Source organism: Streptomyces sp. NPDC048297 (assembly GCF_043201585.1).
Taxonomy (GTDB): Bacteria; Actinomycetota; Actinomycetes; order Streptomycetales; family Streptomycetaceae; genus Streptomyces.
Window position 1 is genome coordinate 39306 of sequence record NZ_JBICZA010000022.1, and the last position, 21774, is coordinate 61079.

Sequence of the window (21774 nt, forward strand, 5' to 3'; positions counted from 1 at the left end):
CTCATCTGCCCGCGCCGCTCAGGAGCGGCTGCGCCGGCTCCCCGGCCGGGTCGGCGGACCAGGTCCACAGCCGGGACATCGCCACCGGGTCGGGCACATGGCCCTCGGTCCACAGGCGGGCCGCGGCGGTGAGGACCGACTGGCGGTCGGCCTCGGCGGTGCCGGGGCGGCCCGGCAGCAGGGGGACCACGGCGCTCGCCCCGAGCCGCACCGCCCGGTGCCGGCGGGCGAAGGCGGTGAGCGTCTGGCGGGGTCCGGCCTCGATCAGCAGCATGTCGTCGGCGAGAAGCAGCGCTTCGAGGGCCTGGTTGAAGTACACGGTGTCGGTGATCTGGCGGGCCCAGAAGCGCGGGCTGACCGCGTCGTCGGGGCTCATCAGCTCCCCCGTGTACCCGGAGTAGAGGGGCAGTGCCGGTACGCGCAGCGGTATCGCGTGGTAGGCGGTCTCGACGGCGTCCGAGGCGGGGGCCATCGCCGGGGAGTGGAAGGGGCTGGTGGCGGGCACGGGCACGGCGACCACGCCGGCGGCGCGCAGTTCCTCGGCGATCTCGGCGAGCGGTGCGACGGAACCGGCCAGCATGGTCTGCTGGTTGGCGTTGACCGCGGCGATCGCGACGTCGGCGCGCAGCAGGGGACGCAGCCGCCGCTCCTCGGCGCCGACGGCGAGCATGCCGCCGGGCGGGATCTTCACGGCCTGCCTGACCCGCTCCATGACCATGGCCACGGCGTCGGACAGCGAGACGACGCCGGCGATCGTCGCGGCGACGAGTTCGCCCGCGCTGTGTCCGAGCACCGCCGCGGGGCGTACGCCCCAGCTCATCACCATGCGGCCGAGTGCGTGGTCGACGGCGAACAGCAGCGGCTGCGCGCGGCGTACGTCGTCGATGGGGATCTCGGGGCGGCCGTCGGTGAGCCAGTCCGCGCGGATCCGGTGCCCCTCGTCGCCCATGTGGAACAGGGCGGCGTCGACGGCGGCGGTGAACACCGGCTCCCGCCCGTACAGTCCGGCCGCCATGGCGTGGTGCTGCGAGCCCTGGCCGGGGAAGAGCAGGGCGACGGGGCGCGGCTTGCGGGAGACGACCGGCTTGGCCTTGTGCACGGCGGCGGCGGCCAGCGGGGCGACGGTGACGGCGGCGGCGCGCACCGGTCCGGGGGCGCTGCCGCACGGCAGGACGGTCGGCAGGGCGGGGAACCCGTCGTGGTGCAGTCCCGAGAGCAGGGGCAGGAGTTCGCCGCGCACCCGCTGCTCGTCCCGCTCGTCCCGGCCCGACCACAGGAGCAGCCGGTGGTGGGCGGGCGCGGTGGTGCGCCGGCCGTGGGCGAGGGGCAGCAGGGACGGGGTGGTGTCGGGGTCGGTGGTGCCGCCGAGGTCGAGGACGCCGATGACGTTGTCGTCGTCGGCGACGGCCTCGGCGGCGCGCTTGACGGCGTAGACGGTGATGGCGCCGGGGCCGGGTTCGTCGCAGCCGGCGACGAGGGCGAAGTCGGCGGTGCCGTCGTGGAGTTCCTGGTGGGCCAGGCGCAGGGCGCGGCCGGGTGCGGGGGCGACGCGCACGGCGAAGCCCTCGTGCTCGGCGGCGAGTGTGGGGTCGGGCGCGTGGGCGCCGACGTAGACGACGGTGCGTACGGGCAGTTGGTCCGGGGCCCGGCCGAAGGCCCGCAGGACCGCCGAGATCCCGGCGGCCGATGCCACCGCCGGCGTCTCGCCTTCACGGGCGGGGCCGGGGCTGACCACGAGCCTCCGGATCACCGCGCTGTTGGCCGTGAGCTGCATGGTTACCTCCTCGTGGGCCGCGTGCCGCGACCGCTGCGGTGGCAGGTGGGGAAAAGCAGGGCGGCCGCCCGTCGGTGGGGGGAACCGAGGGGCGGCCGCGCGGACCGGCTCAGGCTGCTGCGTCCTGGCCGGCGTTGATGAGGGCGAGCAGCGCTCCCGGCGTCTCGGCGTCGACGACCGCGTCGTCGGGGACGCTGATGCCGTAGGTCCGCTGGATCTCGCCGATGACCTGGAGCAGGGCGAGGGAGTCGTAGCCGAGCTCCAGGAAGGGGGTGTCGATGACGTCGCCGTCCAGGTCGACGCCCTCCTCCTCGCCCGCGCTCTCGCGCAGCATGCGCGTGAGGTCGGCCAGGGTGACGGTGGTGGTCGTGGTGGCGGTCATGGTCATGTCCTCCGTTGGGTGATGGTTGTCCTGTCGTGCCGAGGTGCCGGCTTGTGGTGGGTGCGGTGCCGGCTTGTGGTGGGTGCGGTGCCGGCTTGTGGTGGTGCGGTGCCGGTCAGGCGTGCCGGCGGACGACCAGGGCGGCGTTGAACCCGCCGTGGCCGCGGGCGAGGACCAGCGCGTTGGTGAGCCGGGCCTCGCGGGGCTCGCCGGTGACGAGGTCGATGCGCAGGCCGGGGGCGAGGGTGTCGACGCCGGTGGTGGGCGGGATGACGCCGTCGCGCAGGGCGAGCAGCGCGGTCGCCGCGTCGAGGGCGGCGCCGCCGGCGAGGAGGCGTCCGGTCATCGTCTTGGGGGCGGTCACCGGTACGGCGCCGGGGCCGAAGATCTCCGTGATGGCCTCGGCCTCGGCGCGGTCGCGGTCCGGGACGCCGGACGCGTCGGCGAAGACGACGTCGATGTCCTCGGGGGCGAGTCCGGCGTCGGCGAGGGCCAGCCGGGCGGCCTTGGCAAGGCCCGGCGGGCGGCCGGTGCCCGGGGCGGGGTCGAGGGTGGCGGCGTACCCGGCGATCGCGCCGTAGACGCGCTCGGCGGAGCGGCGGCGGGCGGATTCGAGGTCCTCGGCGATGAGGATGGCGCCGCCCTCCCCGGGCACGTAGCCGTTCGCGTCGGCGGAGAAGGGCAGGTAGGCGCGGGCGGGGTCGTCCTCGGTGCTCATCAGGCCGGAGGCCAGTTGGGGCACCCAGCCCCAGGGGCAGATGCCCGCGTCGACGCCGCCGGAGACGACGACGGGGAAGCCCTTGCGGACATGGCGGCGGGCGTGCCCGATGGCGTCGATGCCGCCGGCCTGTTCGGTGAGCAGGACCCCGCTGGGGCCGCGCATCTTGTGCCGGATGGAGATCTGGCCGGTGTTGACGGCGTAGAACCAGGCGAAGGACTGGTAGGCGCTGACGTGTTCCTTGCCCTTGCTCCACAGGTTCTGCAGCTCGCGCTGGCCGAACTCGACGGCGCCGCCGGACGCGGAGGTGACCACGCCCATCCCGTACTCGGGGACCTCGGAGGTGTCCAGGCCCGCGTCCTTCAGGGCCCAGTCGGCGGCGGTGAGGGCGAGGCGGGTCATGTGGTCGGTCTGGGGCATGAGCCGGCTGGGGATGTGCTCCTCGGCGACGAACCCCGGTACCTCGCCCGCGAGCCCGGCAGGGTACTGGCCGGCGTCGAAGCGGGTGACCGGGCCGATGCCCGACTGGCCGGCGAGGGTGGCCTTCCAGTAGTCCTCGGTGCCCAGGCCGTTGGGCGCGGTGATGCCGAGGCCGGTCACGACGGTGGTGACGGTCATCCGATGCTCCTTTCGGGCCGCGCGAGGACCATCGCGCTCTGGAAGCCTCCGAAGCCGCTGCCGACGCTGAGGACCGCGTCGGTCTTCTTCTCGCGTGCGGTCAACGGGATGTAGTCCAGGTCGAGTTCAGGGTCGGGCTCGTGGAGGTTCGCGGTGGGCGGCAGCACGCCGTGTTCCATCGCGAGGGCGCAGGCAGCGATCTCCAGGGAGCCGATCGCGCCGAGCGAGTGCCCGATCATCGACTTGATGGAGCTGATGGGCGTGCGGTAGGCGTGCTCGCCGAGGCTCCGCTTGAACGCCCCTGTCTCGTGGCGGTCGTTCATCTTGGTGCCGGAGCCGTGGGCGTTGATGTAGTCGATGGCGCCCGGGTCGAGCCGGGCCTCGTCGAGGGCGACGTCGATGGCCTCGGACATCTCCCGGCCGTCCGGCTTGAGCCCGGTCATGTGGTAGGCGTTGCAGCGGGCGGCGAAGCCGGCTATCTCGGCGTAGATGTGGGCGCCGCGGCGCCTGGCGCTCTCCAGCTCCTCCAGGACGAGGATGGCGGCGCCCTCGCCGAGCACCAGGCCGCTGCGGGTCCTGTCGAAGGGCCGGCAGGCGCTCTCGGGGGTGTCGTTGCGCGGGGTGGTGGCGAGGATCGCGTCGAAGCAGGCCGAGGTGATGGGTGAGATCGGGGCCTCGGTGGCGCCCGCGATCATCACGTCGCAGGTGCCCTCGCGGATCAGCTCGACGGCGTGACCGAGCGAGTCGAGGCCCGAGGTGCAGCCGGTGGAGATGACGGCCGCGGGTCCCTCGGCGCCGGCCGCCATGCCGACCTCGGCGGCCATGGAGCTGGGCACGAAGTGCCGGTACAGCTCGGGGACCGCGTACTCGTGGTCGACGAGCCACTTGCGTCCGCCGTCGCTGACGACGGCGTACTCGCGCTCCAGGCTGGTGGTGCAGCCGACGGCGCTGCCCAGCGAGGTGCCGATGCGCAGCGGGTCGATGCCAAAGGTGTCGAGACCGCTGTCGGCGAGCGCCTCCCGGGTGGAGACGACCGCGAACTGGGCGGCCCGGTCGAGGCGCCGGGTCTCCTGCTGGGAGAGTCCGGCGGCCAGCGGGTCGAAGTCGCACTCGGCGGCGACGCGGGAGCGGAACTGCGAGGGGTCGTAGAACGAGATGGTGCGGGTGGCGGTGCGGCCCGCGGTGAGCAGGTCCCAGTAGTTCTTCACCCCGACCCCGCCAGGGGCCACGACACCCAGTCCGGTGATGGCAACTCGACGCATCATCTACCTCGCCTTCGACGGGGCGGGGTGCTCGCTGCACTCCCTGCCGGATGGAACTGTGCGGGCCACTGTCGATCCCTTCGTCAGAGCATTCGCGTTGTCTCGGCGGCCGGGGCGTACGGGGGTGGGTGCTCGCCCCGGCCGGCCGACCCGGCCGTCCGGCCGCTTGTGGCGTGCCGTATGTCCGGTGTCCACATGGAACGTGCGCCCCCTCGACACCCGCTCGTGTCCGCGTGGACCGGTCGGCCGCCTTGTCAGGTCGGGCTGTTGCCATGCTTGCGAGCAGGCACTTCGGCCTTTTTGCCGCGCAGCATGGCGAGGGAGCGGATGAGGACGGAGCGGGTGTCGGCCGGGTCGACGACGTCGTCCACCAGGCCGCGTTCGGCGGCGTAGTAGGGGTGCATCAGCTCGGTCCGGTACTCCTTGATGCGCTGGGCGCGGACCCCTTCGGGGTCGTCGGAGGCGTTGATCTCCCGGCGGAAGATGACGTTCGCCGCGCCTTCGGCGCCCATGACGGCGATCTCGTTGGTCGGCCAGGCGAAGGAGAGGTCGCAGCCGATGGAGCGGGAGTCCATCACGATGTACGCGCCGCCGTACGCCTTGCGCAGGACCAGCGAGATGCGGGGCACGGTGGCGTTGCAGTACGCGTACAGGAGTTTGGCGCCGTGCCGGATGATGCCGTTGTGCTCCTGGTCGACGCCGGGCAGGAAGCCGGGCACGTCGACGAGGGTGACCAGCGGGATGTTGAAGGCGTCGCAGGTGGACACGAAGCGGGCGGCCTTCTCGCTGGCGTGGATGTCGAGGACGCCGGCGAGCACGGCGGGCTGGTTGGCGACGATGCCGACGGTGTGCCCGTCGAGGCGGGCGAGCGCGCACACGATGTTGCGCGCCCAGGCCTCGTGGACCTCGAAGTACTCGCCGTCGTCGACGAGTTCCCCGATGACCGCGCGGATGTCGTACGACTGCCCCGGCTCGGCCGGCACCAGGTCGACGAGCGCGTCGGTGCGCCGGTCCGCGGGGTCGTCGGCCTGGACGGCGGGCGGTGCCTCGCGGTTGTTGGCGGGCAGCAGGGAGATCAGGAAGCGTACGTCCTCCAGGCACTCCGTCTCGTCGTCGTAGGCGAAGTGGCAGACCCCGGAGACGCTCGCGTGGGTGTCGGCGCCGCCGAGGCCGTTGTGGGTGATCCGCTCGCCGGTGACCGCCTGGACGACGTCGGGTCCGGTGATGAACATCTGGGCGGTCTCGCGCACCATGAACACGAAGTCGGTCAGCGCGGGCGAGTAGGCGGCGCCGCCGGCGCAGGGGCCGAGCATCACGCTGATCTGCGGGATGACTCCGGAGGCGGCGACGTTGCGGCGGAAGATCCCGCCGTACCCGGCGAGCGCGGTGACGCCTTCCTGGATGCGGGCGCCGGCGCCGTCGTTGAGCGACACCAGCGGGGCGCCGGCCGCTTCCGCCAGGTCCATCACCTTGTGGACCTTGGCGGCGTGGGCCTCGCCGAGGGCTCCCGCGAAGACGCGGAAGTCGTGGGCGTAGGCGAAGACGGTGCGGCCGTGGACCTGGCCCCAGCCGATCACGACGCCGTCGCCGTGGGGTTTCCTGTCCTCCAGGCCGAAGCCGGTGGCGCGGTGCCTGCGCAGCGGCTCGATCTCGGTGAAGGTGCCCTCGTCGAAGAGGGCCGTGAGGCGCTCGTGCGCGGTGAGCTTGTTCTTCGCGTGCTGGCGCCGGGTCGCTTCGGGGTCGGGGCCGCGCCCGACCTCTTCCTTGAGGCGGCGCAGCTCTTCCGCGGCTCGCCGCAGGTCAGGTGCGGTGAGCGGGGCGGCTGCCGGGGTGGTCGTCGGGGTGGTTCCCGGGGCGTTTTCCGGGGTGGTTCCCGGGGCGGTGAGGTCGTCGAGGATCGTCATCGGCGCACCGTAGGTACGCCGCCTCGAATGCGGGTCGAGCAGCCGCCCCGCTCAGCCCTGTGCGGGTGAGGGGATCGCGCGGTCGAGTTCCGGGTCAGCGCACAGGATGGCCTGGTGCAGGCGCTGGAGCCGGGGCGAGGGTTCGAGGCCGAGGTCCTCGACGAGGCAGCCGCGCAGCCGCTGGTACGCCTCCAGGGCGCGCCACGCGTTGTTCGAGCGGTGCAGCGCGGTCATCAGCTGGGCGCAGAAGTTCTCGTGCATGGGGTGCCTGGCGGCCAGGACGCGCAGTTCCGGCACCATCTCGGCGTGCCGGCCGAGCTGGAGGTCGGCGTCTATGCGCCGCTCCAGGGCCGCCATGCGGTCCTCCTCCAGCCGTAGTTTCTCCAGTTCGAGGACGCCGCCGACGCGTACGTCCACGAGCGCCGGCCCCTGCCACAGGCCGAGGGCGCGGCCGAGGAGTTCGGAGGCGGTCCGGTGGTCCTCGGCCGCGTGCGCGTCACGTCCGGAGGCGTGCAGCTGCTCGAATTCCTGTACGTCGATACGGCCCGGGTGGACCTCCAGGAGGTAGCCCCCGTGCTGGGTGACGAGGACGTCCTTGGGCTGCCGGGCGGGGTCGCCGTCGAGCGCGACGGCGATCTTGCGCCTCAGCTGCAGGATGTAGGTCTGCAAGGTGGTGGCGGCACTGCGGGGGATGTCCTCGCCCCAGATCTCCTCCATCAGCGTGGGTACGGTGACGACGCGTCCGGGCTGCAACGCAAGCAAAGCGAGGATCTGCCGCGGTTTGGCAGCACTCGGCACCACCGACACACCGTTCAGTTCGGCTGTGAGCCGACCCAGTACTTTGATGTCCATGTGTTTGCTCTCCCGTCTCGCGCGGGAGGACTCCCCCGGCCACAAAGTCATGGCCAGTACCTCCCGAGCGTGGCAAGAGCCTGGCAGCAGGGGCCTTCGAGCCACAGTGAGCGGGTCATGAACGGACCCATGAAAATGTCATGCCGGGATGGTGAGCCCGGCACTGGGCCACCGCGTTCGGCTCACTGAAGAATTCGGAAGCACGTGCAGCGGCCGAACACCGTTCCGACTTGCGCGCTGTCTCTCAACACTCTGGACTGGAGGGTCCCATGAGCACGTTGATCGACCTCGCCCCGGCCGCCCCGGCGGCGGACGCACTGTCGCAGAACCACCGCATCGCGCTTCTGACCGCCCGCGCCGGCCTCGAACCGGAGCTGGCGGCGCGCTACCACAGCGACCCGGTCTCGGTGCTCGCCGAGTTCGGCGTGGTGGCGGCCGAGCCCATGTACCTGACGGGGAACACCGGGGCGGGCCTCGTGATGGAGGACCTGGACCGGGTGGACACGGCCGTCACCGCCTCCTCCTTCTTCTGCACCACGTACGAGGCCCGCCTCGTCGAGGCAACCTGCGCGTGACGACTCCTCGCGCGCTCGCGGGTGTGCAGCAGGTGGGGTTCAAGCCCCACCTGCGGGTCGAGGTGGTGGGCGGCGAGGCCGTCTACCTCCTGTCGGAGCACGGTACGACCGCCCTGCACGGTCCGTGCATCGAGGCGCTCGCGCCGTTGCTCGACGGCACGCGGACCCTGGAGACGGTCCTCGACGAGGTCTCCGCCGTGCTTCCCGCGGAGGCGGCCGCGCAGACCATCGCGGCGCTCGCCGGGGCCGAGCTGATCGGCTACCGCAGCCCGGCGGCCGACTGCGCGGCGGAGGCGTACTGGGAGCTGTCCGGGCTGAGCGGGGCTGGTGCCCAGGCGGCCCTGCGGAACACGCCCGTGCGCGTCGTCACCCTGGGCTCGGTGGACGCCGACACCGTCCGCCGGGAGTGCCTGGCCTCCGGGCTGACCCTGGCGGCGACCGACGAGTCCGCCGTGTTCACGCTCGTCCTGTGCGACGACTACCTCAACCCGGAGCTGGACGGTGTGGACGCCGCGCACCGCGGCGCCGGCCGGCCCTGGCTCCTCGCCAAGCCCTGCGGTGTGCAGGCCTGGGTGGGGCCGGTGTTCGGCAGGCCGGACGGGCCCTGCTGGTCGTGTCTGGCCCACCGGCTGCGCGGGCACCGTGTGACGCACGTGCCCGTTCAGCGCGTCCTCGGTCTGTCGGGCCCGGTGGCGCTGCCGCAGGCGTACGTGAACTCCGTGCGTTCCCTGGGCCTGCAGACCGCCGTGCTCGAAGCGATGAAGTGGGCGGCCGGCATGCGCCATGCGGAACAGGGCGCCGTCTGCACGCTCGACACCCGTACCCTGCGCACCCGGCATCACGCGGTGGCCCGGCGCCCGCAGTGCCCGCAGTGCGGCGATCCCGGGCTGACGGCGGCGCGGGTGCGGCGGCCGGTGACCTTCGTCCCCCGCCTCAAGTCCGGTGCGCCGGGCGGCGATCAGCGGGCCCTGCCCCCGGAGGCGGTGCTCGCCCGCTACGGCCACCTGGTGGACCCGCTGACCGGGGTGGTGCCGGAGGTGAAGCCCGCTCCGGGGGCTCCGGACGGCCTGAACCGCTATGTCTCCGGGCGCAATCCCGCGCTCCAGGCCCATTCGCTGGCCGCCCTGCGCGGGGGGCTGCGCAGCCACAGCGGCGGCAAGGGCATCACCCCGGTGGAGGCCGAGGTCGGGGCCCTGTGCGAGGCCGTGGAGCGCTACAGCGCGACCCGGCACGGGGACGAGCCGGTCGTCGTGGACAGCTTCACCGGACTGGGCGCGGACGCCGTCCACCCCAACGCCTGCCAGCTGTACGCCGAGCGCCAGTTCGCGCGGCGGGACGCCTGGAACCGTACGGCCTCCGCGTTCAACCACGTCCCGCCGCCCTTCGACCCGGGGGCGCGACGGGAGTGGACCCCGGTGTGGTCCCTCACCGCCGGCGCCCACCGGATGCTGCCCACCTCGATGCTGTACTTCGGGCCCGCACCGGGCGCGGGACCGGCCGCCCCCTGGGCGGACTCCAACGGCAACGCGGCCGGCAGCAGTCTTGAGGACGCGGTCGTCCAGGGATTCCTCGAAGTGGTCGAGCGGGACGCGGTGGCCCTGTGGTGGTACAACCGCACCCGGCAGCCGGCCGTCGACCTGGACGCCTTCGACGAGCCCTGGCTCGCCCGGATCCGCACCACGTACGACAGGCTGGGCCGTGAGCTGTGGGCGCTCGATCTCACCGCCGACCTCGGCATTCCCGTCATGGTCGCCGTCTCCCGGCGCAGGGCTCGGCCGGCCGAGCGGATCTGCTTCGGGTTCGGGGCTCATTTCGATCCCCGCACGGCGCTGCGCCGGGCGGTGACCGAGATGGCCCAGCTGCTCCCTCCCGAGGACACCGCGGCGGATCCGGGGAGCGGGTTCGCGTCCCTTCACCCGGAGTTGAGCACGTGGTGGCAGGAAGCGACCGTCGAGAACCAGCCATACCTGCGCCCGGATCCCGCCGAGTCTCCCCTCACACCAGGAAGTTGCATGTGGACGCCGCGAGTTGATCTCGCCGAGGAGATCACGGCGGCAGAAGCCCTGGTCAGGGGTGCGGGCATGGAAATGCTGGTCCTCGACCAGACGCGGCCCGACGTGGAGCTCCCGGTGGTGAAGGTGGTCGTCCCGGGGATGCGTTCCTTCTGGGCCAGGTACGCGCCCGGACGCCTCTACGACGTGCCCGTGCAGCTCGGACGCGTGTGCGGGCCGACGCGGTACGAAGATCTCAACCCGATTCCGCTGTTCGTGTGAATCCGACCCTTAAGGGACACTGGTAGCCGCCCGCAACCCGTTCGCCCTAGCATGCGTTCGGTCGTCCCCTGCGAGGAGGCTACGATGCCGGACGCTTTCCGGAACCCGGAAAGTCCTGATGGTGCCACGAAGTCCCATGGAACTGCCCACCGTTTCACCATGGCACCACAACTCGCCCGCACAATCCGCATCGTGGTGCTGAGCTGTTACTGCGCCGTCGTCGTCGTCAACGTGCTCGCGACCGGCAAGGCGAGTACCGCCGGACTCGCCACGTGCGTCGCCCTCGTCCTGATGCTGTTCGCCGTGCAGTTCGCCCTCACCTCGGCCGGCGCGCGCGGCTGGCCCCTGCGGTGGCGCATCGCCGCTCTCGGTGTGCAGGTCGTCCTGACCTACCTGCCGGAGGTCTGGTTCGGCCTCGACTGGGGCAGCATGCAGGGGCCGCTCGGCGCGACGGTGCTGCTGACCCTGCCCGGCCGGGTCGCCTGGCCGCTGTTCGCACTCGTTCTCGCCAGCGCCCCCGCGATCGTGCTGGCGAAGGGCGAGAGCGTGCTCTACGCCTGCTACGTCGTCATCTCCGTGGCCCTGGCCAGCGTGATCATCTACTGCCAGACGAAGCTGACCGACGCGGTGCAGGAACTCCACGACACGCGCGAGCAGTTGGCGAAGATGGCCGTCACCCAGGAGCGCCTGCGCTTCTCCCGGGACCTGCACGACCTGCTCGGCTACAGCCTGTCCACGATCACGCTCAAGGGCGAACTGGTGAACCGGCTCATCCAGACCCGCCCGCGGCAGGCCTGCGAGGAGACCGTCTCCCTGCTCCTGGTCGCCCGGCAGGCCCTCGCCGACGTCCGGCTCGTCTCCTGCGGCTACCGCGACATGTCGCTGCGCGAGGAGGCGGAGTCGGCCGCCTCGGTCCTGACGTCCGCGGACGTCCGCGCCACGGTGGACGTCGAGGTCGCGCGGCTGCACCCCGTCGTCGACACGGTCCTCGCGACCGTCCTGCGGGAGGGCGTGACGAACATCCTGCGCCACAGCAAGGCGGAGATTTGTACCATCAAGGCGACCGGTGAGGACGACATGCTCCTCCTGGTGCTGGTCAACGACGGTGTGACCGGCGAGAAGACGGACACACGAGCGGGAGGCGGCAGCGGACTGGGCAATCTGCGGGCCCGACTCACCGCGATAGGCGGGGAGTTGACGGCCGGCATCGGCGAGGACGGCCTGTTCCACCTCAGGGCGCGAGCCCCCGTCCAGCCCCACAAGGGAGACACGGGCGTGGTGACGGCCACCGCCGCACAAGACACTGACACCACTGGCAGAGCCATGGCCTGACAGCCGACGCATCTTTTTGTTCGGGGGACTCGGATGCTGTCCATCACCATCCTCCTCGCGGAGGACGTGCACATGATCCGCGGCGCGCTCGTCGCCCTGCTGCAACTGGAGCCCGATCTGAGAGTCGTGGCCTCGGTCGACCGGGGCGACCTCATCGTGAAGGCCGCGCTCGACACCCGCCCCGACGTCGCCGTGATCGACGTCGACCTGCCCGGCATCGACGGGCTCACCGCGGCGGCCGAGCTGCACGAGCAACTGCCCAGCTGCCGCTGCCTCATCCTCACCAGCCTCGGCAGACCCGGCACCATGCGGCGTGCCATGTCCGCGCACGTGGCCGGGTTCCTGCTGAAGGACTCGCCACCGGACCAACTCGCCGCCGCGGTGCGGTCGGTGGCCACCGGCCGCCGTGTCGTGGATCCCCAACTCGCCCTGACCGCCTGGGACTACCCGGACAATCCGCTGTCTCCGCGGGAGATGGAGGTGCTACGTCTCGCGGCCCGGGGAGCCGACGCCGCCGAGATCGCCGGCTGCCTGTATCTCACCAAGGGAACCGTCCGCAACTACCTCACCTCCATCGTCGGCAAGCTCAGCGCCCGCAACCGCATCGACGCGGTCCGCATAGCCGAAGAGGCCGGCTGGATCCCCTGAGCCGGCCGGGGCCGCACGGCCGAAGTCCGCCGACGCCCCCAGCAGGACGTCCAGCAGGCCCTCGTCCAAGGTGGTGCCCACGGACACGTCCGCGAGCTCGCCGAACCCCGCGTCGTACACCGCCGCGCTCACCACGTGTGCGCCGCCGACGGCGAACGTCCCGAACGCCCAGCCCTCGTCGTGCGCCGGGCTGCCGTCGGGGCGTACCAGGCGGGCGCCCGATACGCCCCGCAGGGTGAAGCCGAACTCGGTGAAGCGGAAGCGCAGCCCCTGGCCGAGCGCCTTGCTGTAGGCCTCCTTGAGGGTCCACAGCCGCACCAGCGTGGCGTTGCGCGCGTCCTCGCCGCCCCGGTCGAGCAGGTCCGTCTCGAACGGGGTGCAGGCCTGCCGCTCGGAGCCGGTGCGGGCCAGGCGCCGGTCGGCGCGCTCCACGTCGACGCCGATGCGGCCGCGCCGGGTCAGGCCGACGACCATCGTGTCGTCGGTGTGGCTGAGGCTGATGTCGATCTGGTCGAGGCCGCGAACATAGGGGCGCCCGCCCGGCTGGTAGGCCAGGTCCACCAGGCTCGGACGGGTGCGCAGGGCGGCTGCGGCCGTGTGGCGCAGGAAGAGCCGGGAGGCGAGGAAGTTCTCGCGCATCCGGGGCTGGGCGAGCCGCTCGTAGCGCACCCAGTCGCGGCCCAGCACGGAGCGCTGCTCCTCGGGGTCGCCGGCCGGTCTCCAGTCCGGCACCCTGCCGTGCACCAGGACGCTTCCGGTGCGCACCAGTTCGTCACGCACCGGTTCCCAGGGGCTGCCCGGACCGTGTGCGGACACCAGCCGCCCGATGGCCGTCACCGTCTCACGCCCCGGCCGGCGCGGCCGTGAGCGGCCCTGCGTCGAGTGCGGAGATCACCCCTGCCAGGTCCACCGCGTCGCTCTCCGGGCCCCGGCACACCGCGAGGCACCTCGGCCCCCGGCTCCCGCCCATCCGGCGCAGGAACGGGGTGAGCACCACCCGCGGTCCGATCTCCACGACATGGGTGGGTGTCTGCTGGGCGAGCATCGCGCGGGCGGCGTCGGCGAACCGGACCGGCGCGGTGATCTGCCGGCTCCAGTAGGGGCCGTACAGCGGCTCGGTGGTGAGTCTGCCGTGGACGGTGGAGTAGAACGGCATCCGGGCCGCGCCGCCCGACACTCTGCGCGCGACCGAGTCGAACTTCGGCACCATCGGGGCCATCAGCGGCGAGTGGAAGGGGTGCGTGACGGCCAGGTGACGACAGGAGATGCCCCGCCGTTCGAGGATCTCCTGGATGCGTTCGAGTCCCGCGCGGTCGCCGGAGAGCACCGTGGCCTTGGCGGCGTTGATGGCGCCGATGCCGACGCCGGGCTCGTCGGCGACCAGCTCCGCCGCCTCGAACGGGGCGGCGCAGGTCGCCATCATGCCGCCCCGTGAGGGCAGGTACTGCATGAAGGCGCCGCGCATCGAGACCAGCCTGGCGGCGTCGGGCAGGGAGAGGGCGCCCGCGACGGTGGCCGCCGCGAACTCGCCGATGCCGTGGCCGAGCACGGCGACCGGGACGACGCCCGCCTCCTGGAGCACCTGCGCAAGGGCGTACTCGACGGCGAACAGCGCGGGCTGGGTGAAGGCCGTCTGGTGGATGCGCGGGTCGTCCTTGAGGATCAGGTCGACCACGGACGTGCCCGTGTACGGCAGGAGCGCCTGCGCGGCCTCGTCGAGGTGGGTACGGAACCCGGTCGAGTCGAGGTACAGGCCCGAGGTCATGCCCGGGTGCTGGGAGCCCTGGCCGGTGAACACGAAGGCCGCCCGGACCAGGCCGCCGCCGGCGGGGTGCGGATCACGCTGGGCCATGTGGCGGCCGAGGCCGCGCACGGTGGGGTGCTCGGCGATGTCGGACGGGTCGATCAGGGGGCCGAACTCCTCCTCGATGTCGCCGTACAGGCTGAGCGCGGCGACCGAGTCGAGCCCGTACTCATGGAAGGGCACGTTCTCGTCGACGGGCACCCCCAGGTACCGGGTGAGCCGCTCGACGAGCCACTCGCGGTGGGTCGCGCCGAAGGAGTCGTCGTCTCGCTGTGGTTCAGGCATGGGTCAGTGCTCCATCTTGGGCTGGGACGGGTAACCGCCGACGGTCAGGCCAGCGCGGAGCCGTACAGGTCGTAGGAGCGGCGCTCGCGCAGGCGGGTCAACGCCTCGGCGAGCACGCGTTGTTCGCTGTCGACGGGGCGGTCGGGCAGGGGCAGGCCGAGGCGCCGGCCGAGGCGGTAGAGCGCCGCGGACGGCCAGGCGGGGTCGGCCAGGAAGGGGTCGGTCCCGTCGTCGGCCTGCTCGCGCCACACCCCGAGGCACGACGCCGCCGCGAGCACCAGGGTGTAGCGGTCGGCGAGAGCGAAGTGGTGGGGGCTCGCGAGGGCCGCGCGGTCGGCGGGGTCGACCGCCTGGAACGCCCGGGTCAGATCGCGCAGTTCGACGGTGAAGACGCGGGCGAGGGAGCGCAGCAGCGGCCACTGGTCGCGTCCGGGCCGGGTGACGTCGGCCGACTCCAGCCAGTCGGTGCAGGCCACCAGGGTCGCGGCCAGCGGGTCGCCGTCACCGAGCAGCGACAGCCGGGTGAGGTCGAGCGGCGGGAGGTTCTCCTGCGGCCGGAACAGCCCCACCGGCGCCTCCTGCTGGAGGAACCAGGAGTGCCGGGCGAAGTACGGCAGTTGCGGCAGGATGCTGACCTGCCGGCCGGCGCTGCCCGCGTGGCCGAGCGTGGTGACGGGCAGGTCCCGCAATTGCTTGCGGAACATCCCGTACGTCCCGCTCACCGCGAAGCTCTCCTCGCCGAGCACCGCGGACATCTCGTCCATCGTCTCGGTGGCGAGCCGCGGCGCCAGATAGGCCGCCGAGGCCGCGTACACGCTCATCTGGCGCGGCAGCAGGTGCAGGGCCCGGGTGGCGACGAGGGCGAGGCAGTCGATGACCAGCAGGTCGAGGAACGCGCCGGTGAGGACGGACCGGACGTGCCGCACGTCGAGCGAGGAGCGGCCGTCGGCGCGGGTGCGGGTGGCGAAGGTGGCCACGGTGCGCAGCGCGGTGTCGACGCCGGCGAGGACGATCGACGGGATGAGGCCGCGGATCAGCAGCGAGGAGCGCAGCGAGAGTTCGTAGCCGTCGCCGACCCGGCCGAGGACGGTGCTCGCCGGGACGGGGCAGTCGGTGAAGGCGAGGCCGCCGAACTCGGCGGCGCGCATGCCGGTGGTGGCGCGGCGCTCCAGGTCCCTGATCCGGTCGGCGGGCAGCGCGGCGCGGTCGAGGAGCAGCACGCAGTGGCTGCGTCCGCCGGCGTCCGCGTCACCGGTGCGGGCGAAGACCACCAGACCGCGGGCGCGGGCCGCGTTGGCGATGGCGGTCTTGCTGCCGTTCAGGAGCAGCCCTGTGCCGTCCGGGCGGGCGGTGAACTCGTCGCGGACGAAGTCGTTGCCGTGCGCCACCTCGTGCCGGGCGACGGCGATCCGGTCGCCGCCGAGCAGGAGCTTGGCGGCGAAGTCGCGCTGTCCGGCGTCGCCGGCGGTCCACACGGGCACAGCGGCGAAGAAGCAGCTGAGGCCGTACCCGAAGCCGAGGGAGGCGTCGCGCCGGAACAGCGGGCGCAGCAGCCGGCCCAGGACGTCCATGCGCCGCAGCCTGCCGCCGAGTTCGGCGGGCACGAACTCGGCGTTCAGCCCGTAGGCGTCGAGGACCTTCTCGGCGCCCGGCAGCGGGGTGCCGGCGGCGTCGGCGGCGAGCAGCGCGTCACCGCCGAGCGGGTTGTCCAGGTCGTCGAGGGGGCCGAACGCGCTCTCCAGGGCGTCGATGCGCTCCTGTGGTCCACGCGACGGCCCTGTCATCGCCGTCCTCCTCTCGCGCCGCCCACCGTCTGCCGGGTGCCGTGGGCGACCAGGCGTGCCACCTCGGGGTCGATGCTCTGGTGGAGGGCGGCGAGTTCGCCGTCCAGGAACAGGCGGCGCATGGTGGACCGTTCGAGCTTGCCGCTGGTGGTGCGGCGGACCGTGCCGGGGCGTACGAGGAGAACGCCGCCCGCGCGGACCTCGTACTGCTCGCAGAGGCTGCGCTGTATGGCCGCGGCAAGTTCCGCGAGATCGACGCCGTAGCGGCTGCCCGCCCTCAACTCCTGTATGACGACGATGCGTTCGCGCTCGCCGGGCACCCCGAAGGCGGTGCCGGAGCCGAACAGGCCGCTGACGTCGCGGACGGTGCGCTCCAGGTCCTGCGGGTACAGGTTGCGACCGCCGACGACGATCAGGTCCTTGATACGGCCGGTCACGTACAGTTCGCCCTCGATCAGCGTGCCGAGGTCGCCGGTGCGCAGATAGCCGGCGCTGCCGCCCGCGATGCGCGCGTCGAACGTGGCGGCGGTCTCCGCGGGCCGGGCCCAGTAGCCGCGGCCCACCGAGGCGCCGCGCACCCAGATCTCGCCGATCTGCCCGTGGGCGCGCTCCTCGAAGGTGTCCGGGTCGACGATGCGGACGTCCGCGAAGACGGGCCGGCCGCAGGAGACGGCCTCGGTCACGAAGCCGCCGGCGCCGCTCAGCCGCTGGGTGCGCGGGGCCGAGCCGTCGCGGCTGCCCGAGACGAGCAGGGTGGCCTCGGCCAGGCCGTAGCAGGGGACGAGGGCACGGGGGTCGAGGCCCGCGGGGGCGAAGCGCCGGGCGAAGGCGCGCAGGGTCTTCGCGTTCACCGGCTCGCCGCCGCTGACGGCGATCCGCCACCCGGACAGGTCGAGGCCGGCGATCTGGCTGTCGTTGATCCTGCGCACGCACAGGTCGTACGCGAAGTCGGGGGCGCCGCTGACGGTCAGGCCGTAGCGCGAGACGGTCTCCAGCCAGTGGGCGGGACGCTTGACGAGCGCGACCGGGGAGAGCAGGACGGCGGTGCCGCCGAGCCACAGGGCGTGCAGCAACTGGCCGACCAGGCCCATGTCGTGGTGCAGCGGCAGCCAGCCGCCGATCCGGCTGCCCCGGGTGGTGCCGAGGGCCGCGCTGATCGCCCGGTTGTTGGCCATCAGCGCCCGGTGGGTCACGATCACTCCGCGCGGGTCGCGCGTGGAACCCGAGGTGTACTGGATGAACGCCACGTCGTCGGGGGTCAGCCGGGGCGGCTGCCACATGTCGCCGTCGGCGGGCGGCGGGACGTCGGCGAGGGGCGGGGCGTCGGTGGGCAGGCAGGTGAGGCGCTCGTATCCGCTGCGGGCGAGCATCTGGGTGACCGCCGGGGCCTCGGCGCGCGAGGTGAGCACACAGCTGACGGCCGCGTCCTTGACGATGCCCGCGATGCGCTCGTCGTGCCGGCCGAGGCCGCCGGGCGGTGCCGCGGGCACGGCGATCACACCGGCGTACAGACAGGCGAGGAAGCCGATGACGAAGTGCCTGCGGGAGGAGTGCAGGATCAGGACGCGCTCGCCGGGGCCCGCGTACCGGGTGATGCCGGCGGCCACGGCGCGTGCGGCGCGGTCGAGTTCGGCGTACGAGAGCCGGTGCGGCCGCAGGCCTCCGTCCTGCTCGGAGAGGAGGACGAGGGCTTCACGGTCGGGTGACTGTGCGGCCCTGCTCCGCACGATGTCGGTGAATGTCCGATGACCGTTCAACGTCTCCCCCTTCACTGTCGTGCGCTGTGGTGCGTTGGGTGTGGTGCGTTGGATGTGGTGCGTTGGATGTGGTGTGGCGTGCCTGTGGTGGTGCGTGCCTGTGGTGGTGTGCGGCCGTCATCGCTCCGGCCAGGCGACCGCCGGGCGGTGGCCGGGGTTCTTGACGGTCCAGTCCGCGTAGGCCGCCCGGACCTCTTCGTCCGGCTCCCGCGCCCTGCGTGCCAGTGCGAGCAGCACGGCGGTGACGGCGGCCAGTTCGGCAGCGTCGGGCCGGCCGCGCACCACGGTGATCCGCGTCTGCTGGGACATGGGAACAGGGTGCACGTACCACCTAGAGCTGCCCTTGTGCCCGGAACGCGAGAGAGCCGAGGACCGCACGTCCTCGGCTCGGCTCCCGCTGGTGCGGGTCGTGCTCAGCGGATCACCCGCTCATAGGCCAGGTGCCGTGCCCGCTCGACGACGACGTCCGCGCCGAGCGCCAACTCCTCGTGCAGCGCCCGGACCCGCTCGCTGTCCAGGGCCCGGTCCAGGGCGCCGGTGTCCTGCCACCACAGCACGCCCGTGTACAGCGCCGGCCGGATCGTGGAGCGCAACAGGTCGCTGCCGCCGAAGCCGCCCAACTCGTCGCACATTTCCGCGAGTTCGATGAACCTGCGCTCGAAGGCGGCCCAGTCCCCGCGCACCCGTGCGCGCAGCAGGGCCACGCTCCGGGTGCCGACCACCGCGTTCTCGTGCAGCACCCGGGCGACGCTGACGGCCTGGTCGGCCTCCGTCTCGACGAGCGGCTCCAGGCGCTCGACGTGCCCCAGGAAGGTGTCGTCGTGCACCGTGTCGAGGAAGGCGCGCAGCGTGCGCCAGTGGCCCAGGTGGACGTAGATGTGCGGCCGTTCGATCAGGCGCATGGTGACGAGGAAGTCGAAGTCGGCCCGGCGGCGCAGGAACTGCGCGTGTTCGTGGAATATCTCCTCGAACTTGCCGGTGTCGCCCTTGACCTCGAAACGGTTGATGACCGCTACAGGGCGCGCGAGTTCACGTCCTGACATGCATGTCCTCCGCGAATTGCTTGGCGTGACGCAGTGTGGTGGAGCTGTTGGCGCCCAGGGTCCTGCGCACCAGGGCCCTGGCCTCGGCGATCGTCGCGTCGGGACCGAGAGCGGCCCGTACGCCCTCCGGGTCGAGTACGACGGTGTGCCAGGAGGTGACGGTGAGGGTGCCCCCCGCGTTCTCCGTGTTCCCGGTGTTCCCGGTGTTCCCCGTGTTTTCGTCGCCGGACGGCTCGATGGTCCAGCGGCCCGTGTGCACGCGCATGGCGACCGGTACCCGCAGCTGCTTGTACACGATCTGCTTCCGGTCCTCGAAGCACACCCGCACCGAGGTGGTGTTGTGCAGGGAGCCGTCGGGGCTGCGGGTGTCCATGTCCATGTGCTGGATGCCGGGCTCGTCCTCGGTGAGGTCGAGGCGGGCCACGTGCGGCAGCCGCTCGGGCCACAGGTCCGCGCGGTCCAGGAAGGCGTACACGTCCGCGGCGGCGCCGTCGACGGTCACCGAGTCGCTGAAGGTCAACTGCAACTCGTCGGCACCGGAACCGAGTTCGGCGGCCTTCTTCAGGGCGGCGAGTTCGGCGACGCTGTTGCGGTCGACGGCGCGCTCGATCAGCTCCTCGGCCTTCGGGTCGTCGTCGATCGCGCGGTAGTCGTGCAGAAGCACCACGCGTGTCGTGCCGTCGTCGACCGGTTCGACGCGCCAGGTGCCGCCCATCGTGGCGACGGGGGCCGCCGAGACGACCTGGCGGAAGGTGATGGTGCGGGCGCGCGGGTCCAGGACGCGGCGCGAGGTCCAGGTGCGCACCTGGTCGTTGGCGAGCGCCCAGATGCGAAGGAGTTGTTCGCCGGTGCCGTCCGGGCCGTCGCCGGCCTTCTCCTCGAGCACCTCGACGTGGACGGTGGGCCCGAACACCTGGGGCCACCCGGAGACGTCGGCCACCAGCGCGTAGACGGCGTCGGGCGGTGCCGACACGGTGATGGCGTGTTCCGTGACATGGGGGCCGGTGACGGGGGCGGTGTCCTCGGTCGCGCTCGTAACGATCGTCGCCACGGCGGTCCTTCCTTCGGTCGTGCCGTGCGAGACGGCGGTCAGCAGATTGACACAGATGGCCTTGAGCCCGCCTCGACTCCGGATGGAGCGTGGCCGGTTCGGGCCCGGCACAGTGAGCGGGGGCCCGGCCAGGGCGTAGGGGGGTGTGACCGGGACTTATAGGGGGCGTGGCTGGGCTGTAGGGGGGTGTCCGTCAGGCCCATTCGGGGCGTTCGGTGATCTCGACGACGGCGCAGCCCCAGCTGTAGCCCGCGCCGACACTGATCAGCACGCAGCGGTCGCCGGGCCGGGCCTTGCCGGTGGTCACGAGGTGGTCGAGGCTCGCGAACTGGTCGCCGGCGCCGAGGTGGCCGACCGTCCGGCTGAACTCCCAGGTGGTGCGCTCCGGCCTGATCCCGAACGGCTTGTAGTAGATGGCCTGCAGCCTGCGCCGGCCGAAGTGCGGGAGCACCACCCAGCGGGCGTCGTCGAGTTCCATCCCGGCGTCGGCCAGCGCCTGTTTGATCACGGTCTGCTGCCCGTTGTTCGCCCGGGTGATGGCGTACGACATGCCGGCCTTGGCGATGAAGGCACGCTTGGCCTCCTCGAAGTCGACCGGTATCCGGTAGCTGAACGGCGCCGGGGTGAACGGCTCCTCGCCGCGGTGCATCGGCTCCAGCTCCGGGTCGGCGTGCAGGGCGAGGGAGACGAGGCGGGCGAAGCCGCCGCGCCGGGACAGCACGAGCGCGGAGGCGCCGTCGCCGTAGGGCGTGCCGGGGTCGGTCTGCCAGCGGTCGATGCCGGGTTCGCAGAACCGGTCGGCGGCGGTGAGCAGCGCGTCGCCGTGGCCGTGGCCGGCCGTGAGGTAGGCGGAGGCGAGGTCGACGGCGGCGAGTCCGCCGTTGGACATCTGGCGGATCTCCAGCGCGAGGCAGCTGTTGCCGAGGGCCTCGCGCTGGATGTACGAGCCGACGGGCCACAGGTCCTGGCCCTGGTGGTAGGTGTCCGCGTGCAGCAGCAGGTCCACGTCGGCCGGCCCGCTGCCCGCGCGGGCCAGCGCGGTGCGTGCCGCGTGGGCCGCCATCTCGGCGGCGGACTCGTCCGGTGAGTGGGCCACCGACACCGTGCCGGTCGCGGCGGCGAGGCCCGGCGGGCAGCCGCCCTGGCGTACGGCCTCGTCCATGTCCAGCAGGGACGGGAGGCGTACGGAGGTCGCCCGGAGGTAGATGTCTGCCATGCGCACAGCCGCTCCTGAGGTGTCGGGGTGCCGGTGGGGTCCGCCGGTCGCGTCGCGTCAGCCGACCGGTGCGGCGACCAGGTTCCGGGTGTCGTGGCCGGGGCCCTGGCCGCTGCCGCCGGTCAGGACGTAGGTGACGGCGTCGAGCAGGGCTTCGAGGGCCGCGGCGGTGGCGTGAGGGCCGACGCCGACGGTGCCCCAGCGGCGTTCGCCGTCGTCGAAGGACAGCAACGCCTGCACGGTGGCACCCTCCCCCGCCGTGCCCGGCTCCCCGGCCCCGCCTGCCGTAGGGGACTTGCCGGCCCCGCCTGCCGCAGACGACTTGCCTGCCCCGCCTACCGCGGGGGACCAGTCGGCGCCGCCCGTCGCGGCGGACTTGCCGGCGCCACCCGCCGCGTGGGACTCCCCGGCCCCGCCTACCGCAGACGACTTGCCTGCCCCGCCTACCGCGGGGGACCAGTCGGCGCCGCCCGTCGCGGCGGACTTGCCGACGCCA

General features: G+C 72.7%; 17 protein-coding genes and 2 pseudogenes. 4 read left to right on the forward strand and 15 right to left on the reverse strand.

Features of this window, described 5'->3' with window-relative positions; genetic code table 11:
* Position 1 precedes the first annotated feature (1 nt).
* The 6 genes from ACGFYV_RS23720 to ACGFYV_RS23745 form a co-directional block, all read right to left on the reverse strand.
* The gene (locus tag ACGFYV_RS23720) at positions 2–1774 is read right to left on the reverse strand and encodes an acyltransferase domain-containing protein (RefSeq protein WP_393880437.1); all 1773 of its coding nucleotides are present in this window, start codon (positions 1772–1774) and stop codon (positions 2–4) included.
* A gap of 109 nt (positions 1775–1883) precedes the next feature.
* Positions 1884–2162, reverse strand: a complete 279-nt coding sequence (locus tag ACGFYV_RS23725; protein ID WP_393880438.1) for an acyl carrier protein — start codon at positions 2160–2162, stop codon at positions 1884–1886.
* 109 nt (positions 2163–2271) lie between these two features.
* On the reverse strand, positions 2272–3492 hold the full coding sequence (locus tag ACGFYV_RS23730) for a ketosynthase chain-length factor (RefSeq protein ID WP_393880439.1): 1221 nt from the start codon (positions 3490–3492) through the stop codon (positions 2272–2274).
* Positions 3489–4754 (reverse strand): beta-ketoacyl-[acyl-carrier-protein] synthase family protein, encoded by a 1266-nt coding sequence (locus ACGFYV_RS23735; protein ID WP_393880502.1) that lies wholly within the window; start codon positions 4752–4754, stop codon positions 3489–3491. Before ACGFYV_RS23735 ends, ACGFYV_RS23730 begins: the two co-directional genes overlap by 4 nt.
* A 254-nt stretch (positions 4755–5008) precedes the next feature.
* Positions 5009–6658 carry an acyl-CoA carboxylase subunit beta gene (locus tag ACGFYV_RS23740; RefSeq protein ID WP_393880440.1) on the reverse strand — a complete coding sequence of 550 codons (1650 nt, stop codon included), beginning with the start codon at positions 6656–6658 and terminating at the stop codon, positions 5009–5011.
* A gap of 51 nt (positions 6659–6709) precedes the next feature.
* Positions 6710–7510: a BTAD domain-containing putative transcriptional regulator gene (locus tag ACGFYV_RS23745; protein WP_393880441.1), complete on the reverse strand. Its 801-nt coding sequence runs from the start codon at positions 7508–7510 to the stop codon at positions 6710–6712.
* Between the two features lie 269 nt (positions 7511–7779).
* Between ACGFYV_RS23745 and ACGFYV_RS23750 the strand changes: the two genes are divergently transcribed.
* The 4 genes from ACGFYV_RS23750 to ACGFYV_RS23765 all read left to right on the forward strand — a co-directional run bounded on the left by ACGFYV_RS23750 (position 7780) and on the right by ACGFYV_RS23765 (position 12338).
* Entirely contained in the window at positions 7780–8085 is a 306-nt protein-coding gene (locus tag ACGFYV_RS23750; RefSeq protein WP_393880442.1) for a hypothetical protein, read from the forward strand.
* Entirely contained in the window at positions 8082–10358 is a 2277-nt protein-coding gene (locus tag ACGFYV_RS23755; RefSeq protein WP_393880443.1) for a TOMM precursor leader peptide-binding protein, read from the forward strand. The genes ACGFYV_RS23750 and ACGFYV_RS23755 overlap by 4 nt, the downstream gene beginning before the upstream one ends.
* A gap of 159 nt (positions 10359–10517) precedes the next feature.
* Positions 10518–11690, forward strand: coding sequence for a sensor histidine kinase (locus ACGFYV_RS23760; protein WP_393880444.1), 1173 nt, complete (start codon positions 10518–10520; stop codon positions 11688–11690).
* Between the two features lie 33 nt (positions 11691–11723).
* Positions 11724–12338, forward strand: coding sequence for a DNA-binding response regulator (locus ACGFYV_RS23765; RefSeq protein WP_393880445.1), 615 nt, complete (start codon positions 11724–11726; stop codon positions 12336–12338).
* Positions 12339–12554: 216 nt separating this feature from the next.
* Here ACGFYV_RS23765 and ACGFYV_RS23770 read toward each other — a convergent pair.
* The 9 genes and pseudogenes from ACGFYV_RS23770 to ACGFYV_RS23810 form a co-directional block, all read right to left on the reverse strand.
* Positions 12555–12977 (reverse strand): annotated as a pseudogene (locus ACGFYV_RS23770) (4'-phosphopantetheinyl transferase family protein); the annotation flags it as partial.
* 202 nt (positions 12978–13179) lie between these two features.
* Positions 13180–14427: an acyltransferase domain-containing protein gene (locus ACGFYV_RS23775; protein ID WP_393880446.1), complete on the reverse strand. Its 1248-nt coding sequence runs from the start codon at positions 14425–14427 to the stop codon at positions 13180–13182.
* 44 nt (positions 14428–14471) lie between these two features.
* Positions 14472–16211, reverse strand: a complete 1740-nt coding sequence (locus ACGFYV_RS23780; RefSeq protein WP_393880447.1) for an acyl-CoA dehydrogenase — start codon at positions 16209–16211, stop codon at positions 14472–14474.
* Positions 16208–17968 carry a fatty acyl-AMP ligase gene (locus ACGFYV_RS23785; RefSeq protein WP_393880448.1) on the reverse strand — a complete coding sequence of 587 codons (1761 nt, stop codon included), beginning with the start codon at positions 17966–17968 and terminating at the stop codon, positions 16208–16210. Before ACGFYV_RS23785 ends, ACGFYV_RS23780 begins: the two co-directional genes overlap by 4 nt.
* Positions 17969–18085: 117 nt before the next feature.
* A complete protein-coding gene (locus ACGFYV_RS23790; RefSeq protein ID WP_393880449.1) occupies positions 18086–18277 on the reverse strand; it encodes an acyl-CoA carboxylase subunit epsilon in 192 nt (63 codons plus the stop codon).
* 104 nt (positions 18278–18381) lie between these two features.
* A complete protein-coding gene (locus tag ACGFYV_RS23795; RefSeq protein ID WP_393880450.1) occupies positions 18382–19011 on the reverse strand; it encodes an antibiotic biosynthesis monooxygenase family protein in 630 nt (209 codons plus the stop codon).
* The gene (locus ACGFYV_RS23800; protein WP_393880451.1) at positions 18998–20062 is read right to left on the reverse strand and encodes an aromatase/cyclase; all 1065 of its coding nucleotides are present in this window, start codon (positions 20060–20062) and stop codon (positions 18998–19000) included. The genes ACGFYV_RS23795 and ACGFYV_RS23800 overlap by 14 nt, the downstream gene beginning before the upstream one ends.
* A gap of 193 nt (positions 20063–20255) precedes the next feature.
* A complete protein-coding gene (locus ACGFYV_RS23805) occupies positions 20256–21278 on the reverse strand; it encodes a ketoacyl-ACP synthase III family protein (RefSeq protein WP_393880452.1) in 1023 nt (340 codons plus the stop codon).
* A gap of 57 nt (positions 21279–21335) precedes the next feature.
* Positions 21336–21774: pseudogene (locus tag ACGFYV_RS23810) on the reverse strand (hypothetical protein); the annotation flags it as partial.

Coding starts and splice junctions, on each gene's coding strand:
- ACGFYV_RS23720 (WP_393880437.1), bottom strand. CDS start 1,774: ATGCAGCTCACGGCCAACAGCGCGGTGATCCGGAGGCTCGTGGTCAGC.
- ACGFYV_RS23725 (WP_393880438.1), bottom strand. CDS start 2,162: ATGACCATGACCGCCACCACGACCACCACCGTCACCCTGGCCGACCTC.
- ACGFYV_RS23730 (WP_393880439.1), bottom strand. CDS start 3,492: ATGACCGTCACCACCGTCGTGACCGGCCTCGGCATCACCGCGCCCAAC.
- ACGFYV_RS23735 (WP_393880502.1), bottom strand. CDS start 4,754: ATGCGTCGAGTTGCCATCACCGGACTGGGTGTCGTGGCCCCTGGCGGG.
- ACGFYV_RS23740 (WP_393880440.1), bottom strand. CDS start 6,658: ATGACGATCCTCGACGACCTCACCGCCCCGGGAACCACCCCGGAAAAC.
- ACGFYV_RS23745 (WP_393880441.1), bottom strand. CDS start 7,510: ATGGACATCAAAGTACTGGGTCGGCTCACAGCCGAACTGAACGGTGTG.
- ACGFYV_RS23750 (WP_393880442.1), top strand. CDS start 7,780: ATGAGCACGTTGATCGACCTCGCCCCGGCCGCCCCGGCGGCGGACGCA.
- ACGFYV_RS23760 (WP_393880444.1), top strand. CDS start 10,518: ATGGCACCACAACTCGCCCGCACAATCCGCATCGTGGTGCTGAGCTGT.
- ACGFYV_RS23765 (WP_393880445.1), top strand. CDS start 11,724: ATGCTGTCCATCACCATCCTCCTCGCGGAGGACGTGCACATGATCCGC.
- ACGFYV_RS23775 (WP_393880446.1), bottom strand. CDS start 14,427: ATGCCTGAACCACAGCGAGACGACGACTCCTTCGGCGCGACCCACCGC.
- ACGFYV_RS23780 (WP_393880447.1), bottom strand. CDS start 16,211: ATGACAGGGCCGTCGCGTGGACCACAGGAGCGCATCGACGCCCTGGAG.
- ACGFYV_RS23790 (WP_393880449.1), bottom strand. CDS start 18,277: ATGTCCCAGCAGACGCGGATCACCGTGGTGCGCGGCCGGCCCGACGCT.
- ACGFYV_RS23795 (WP_393880450.1), bottom strand. CDS start 19,011: ATGTCAGGACGTGAACTCGCGCGCCCTGTAGCGGTCATCAACCGTTTC.
- ACGFYV_RS23805 (WP_393880452.1), bottom strand. CDS start 21,278: ATGGCAGACATCTACCTCCGGGCGACCTCCGTACGCCTCCCGTCCCTG.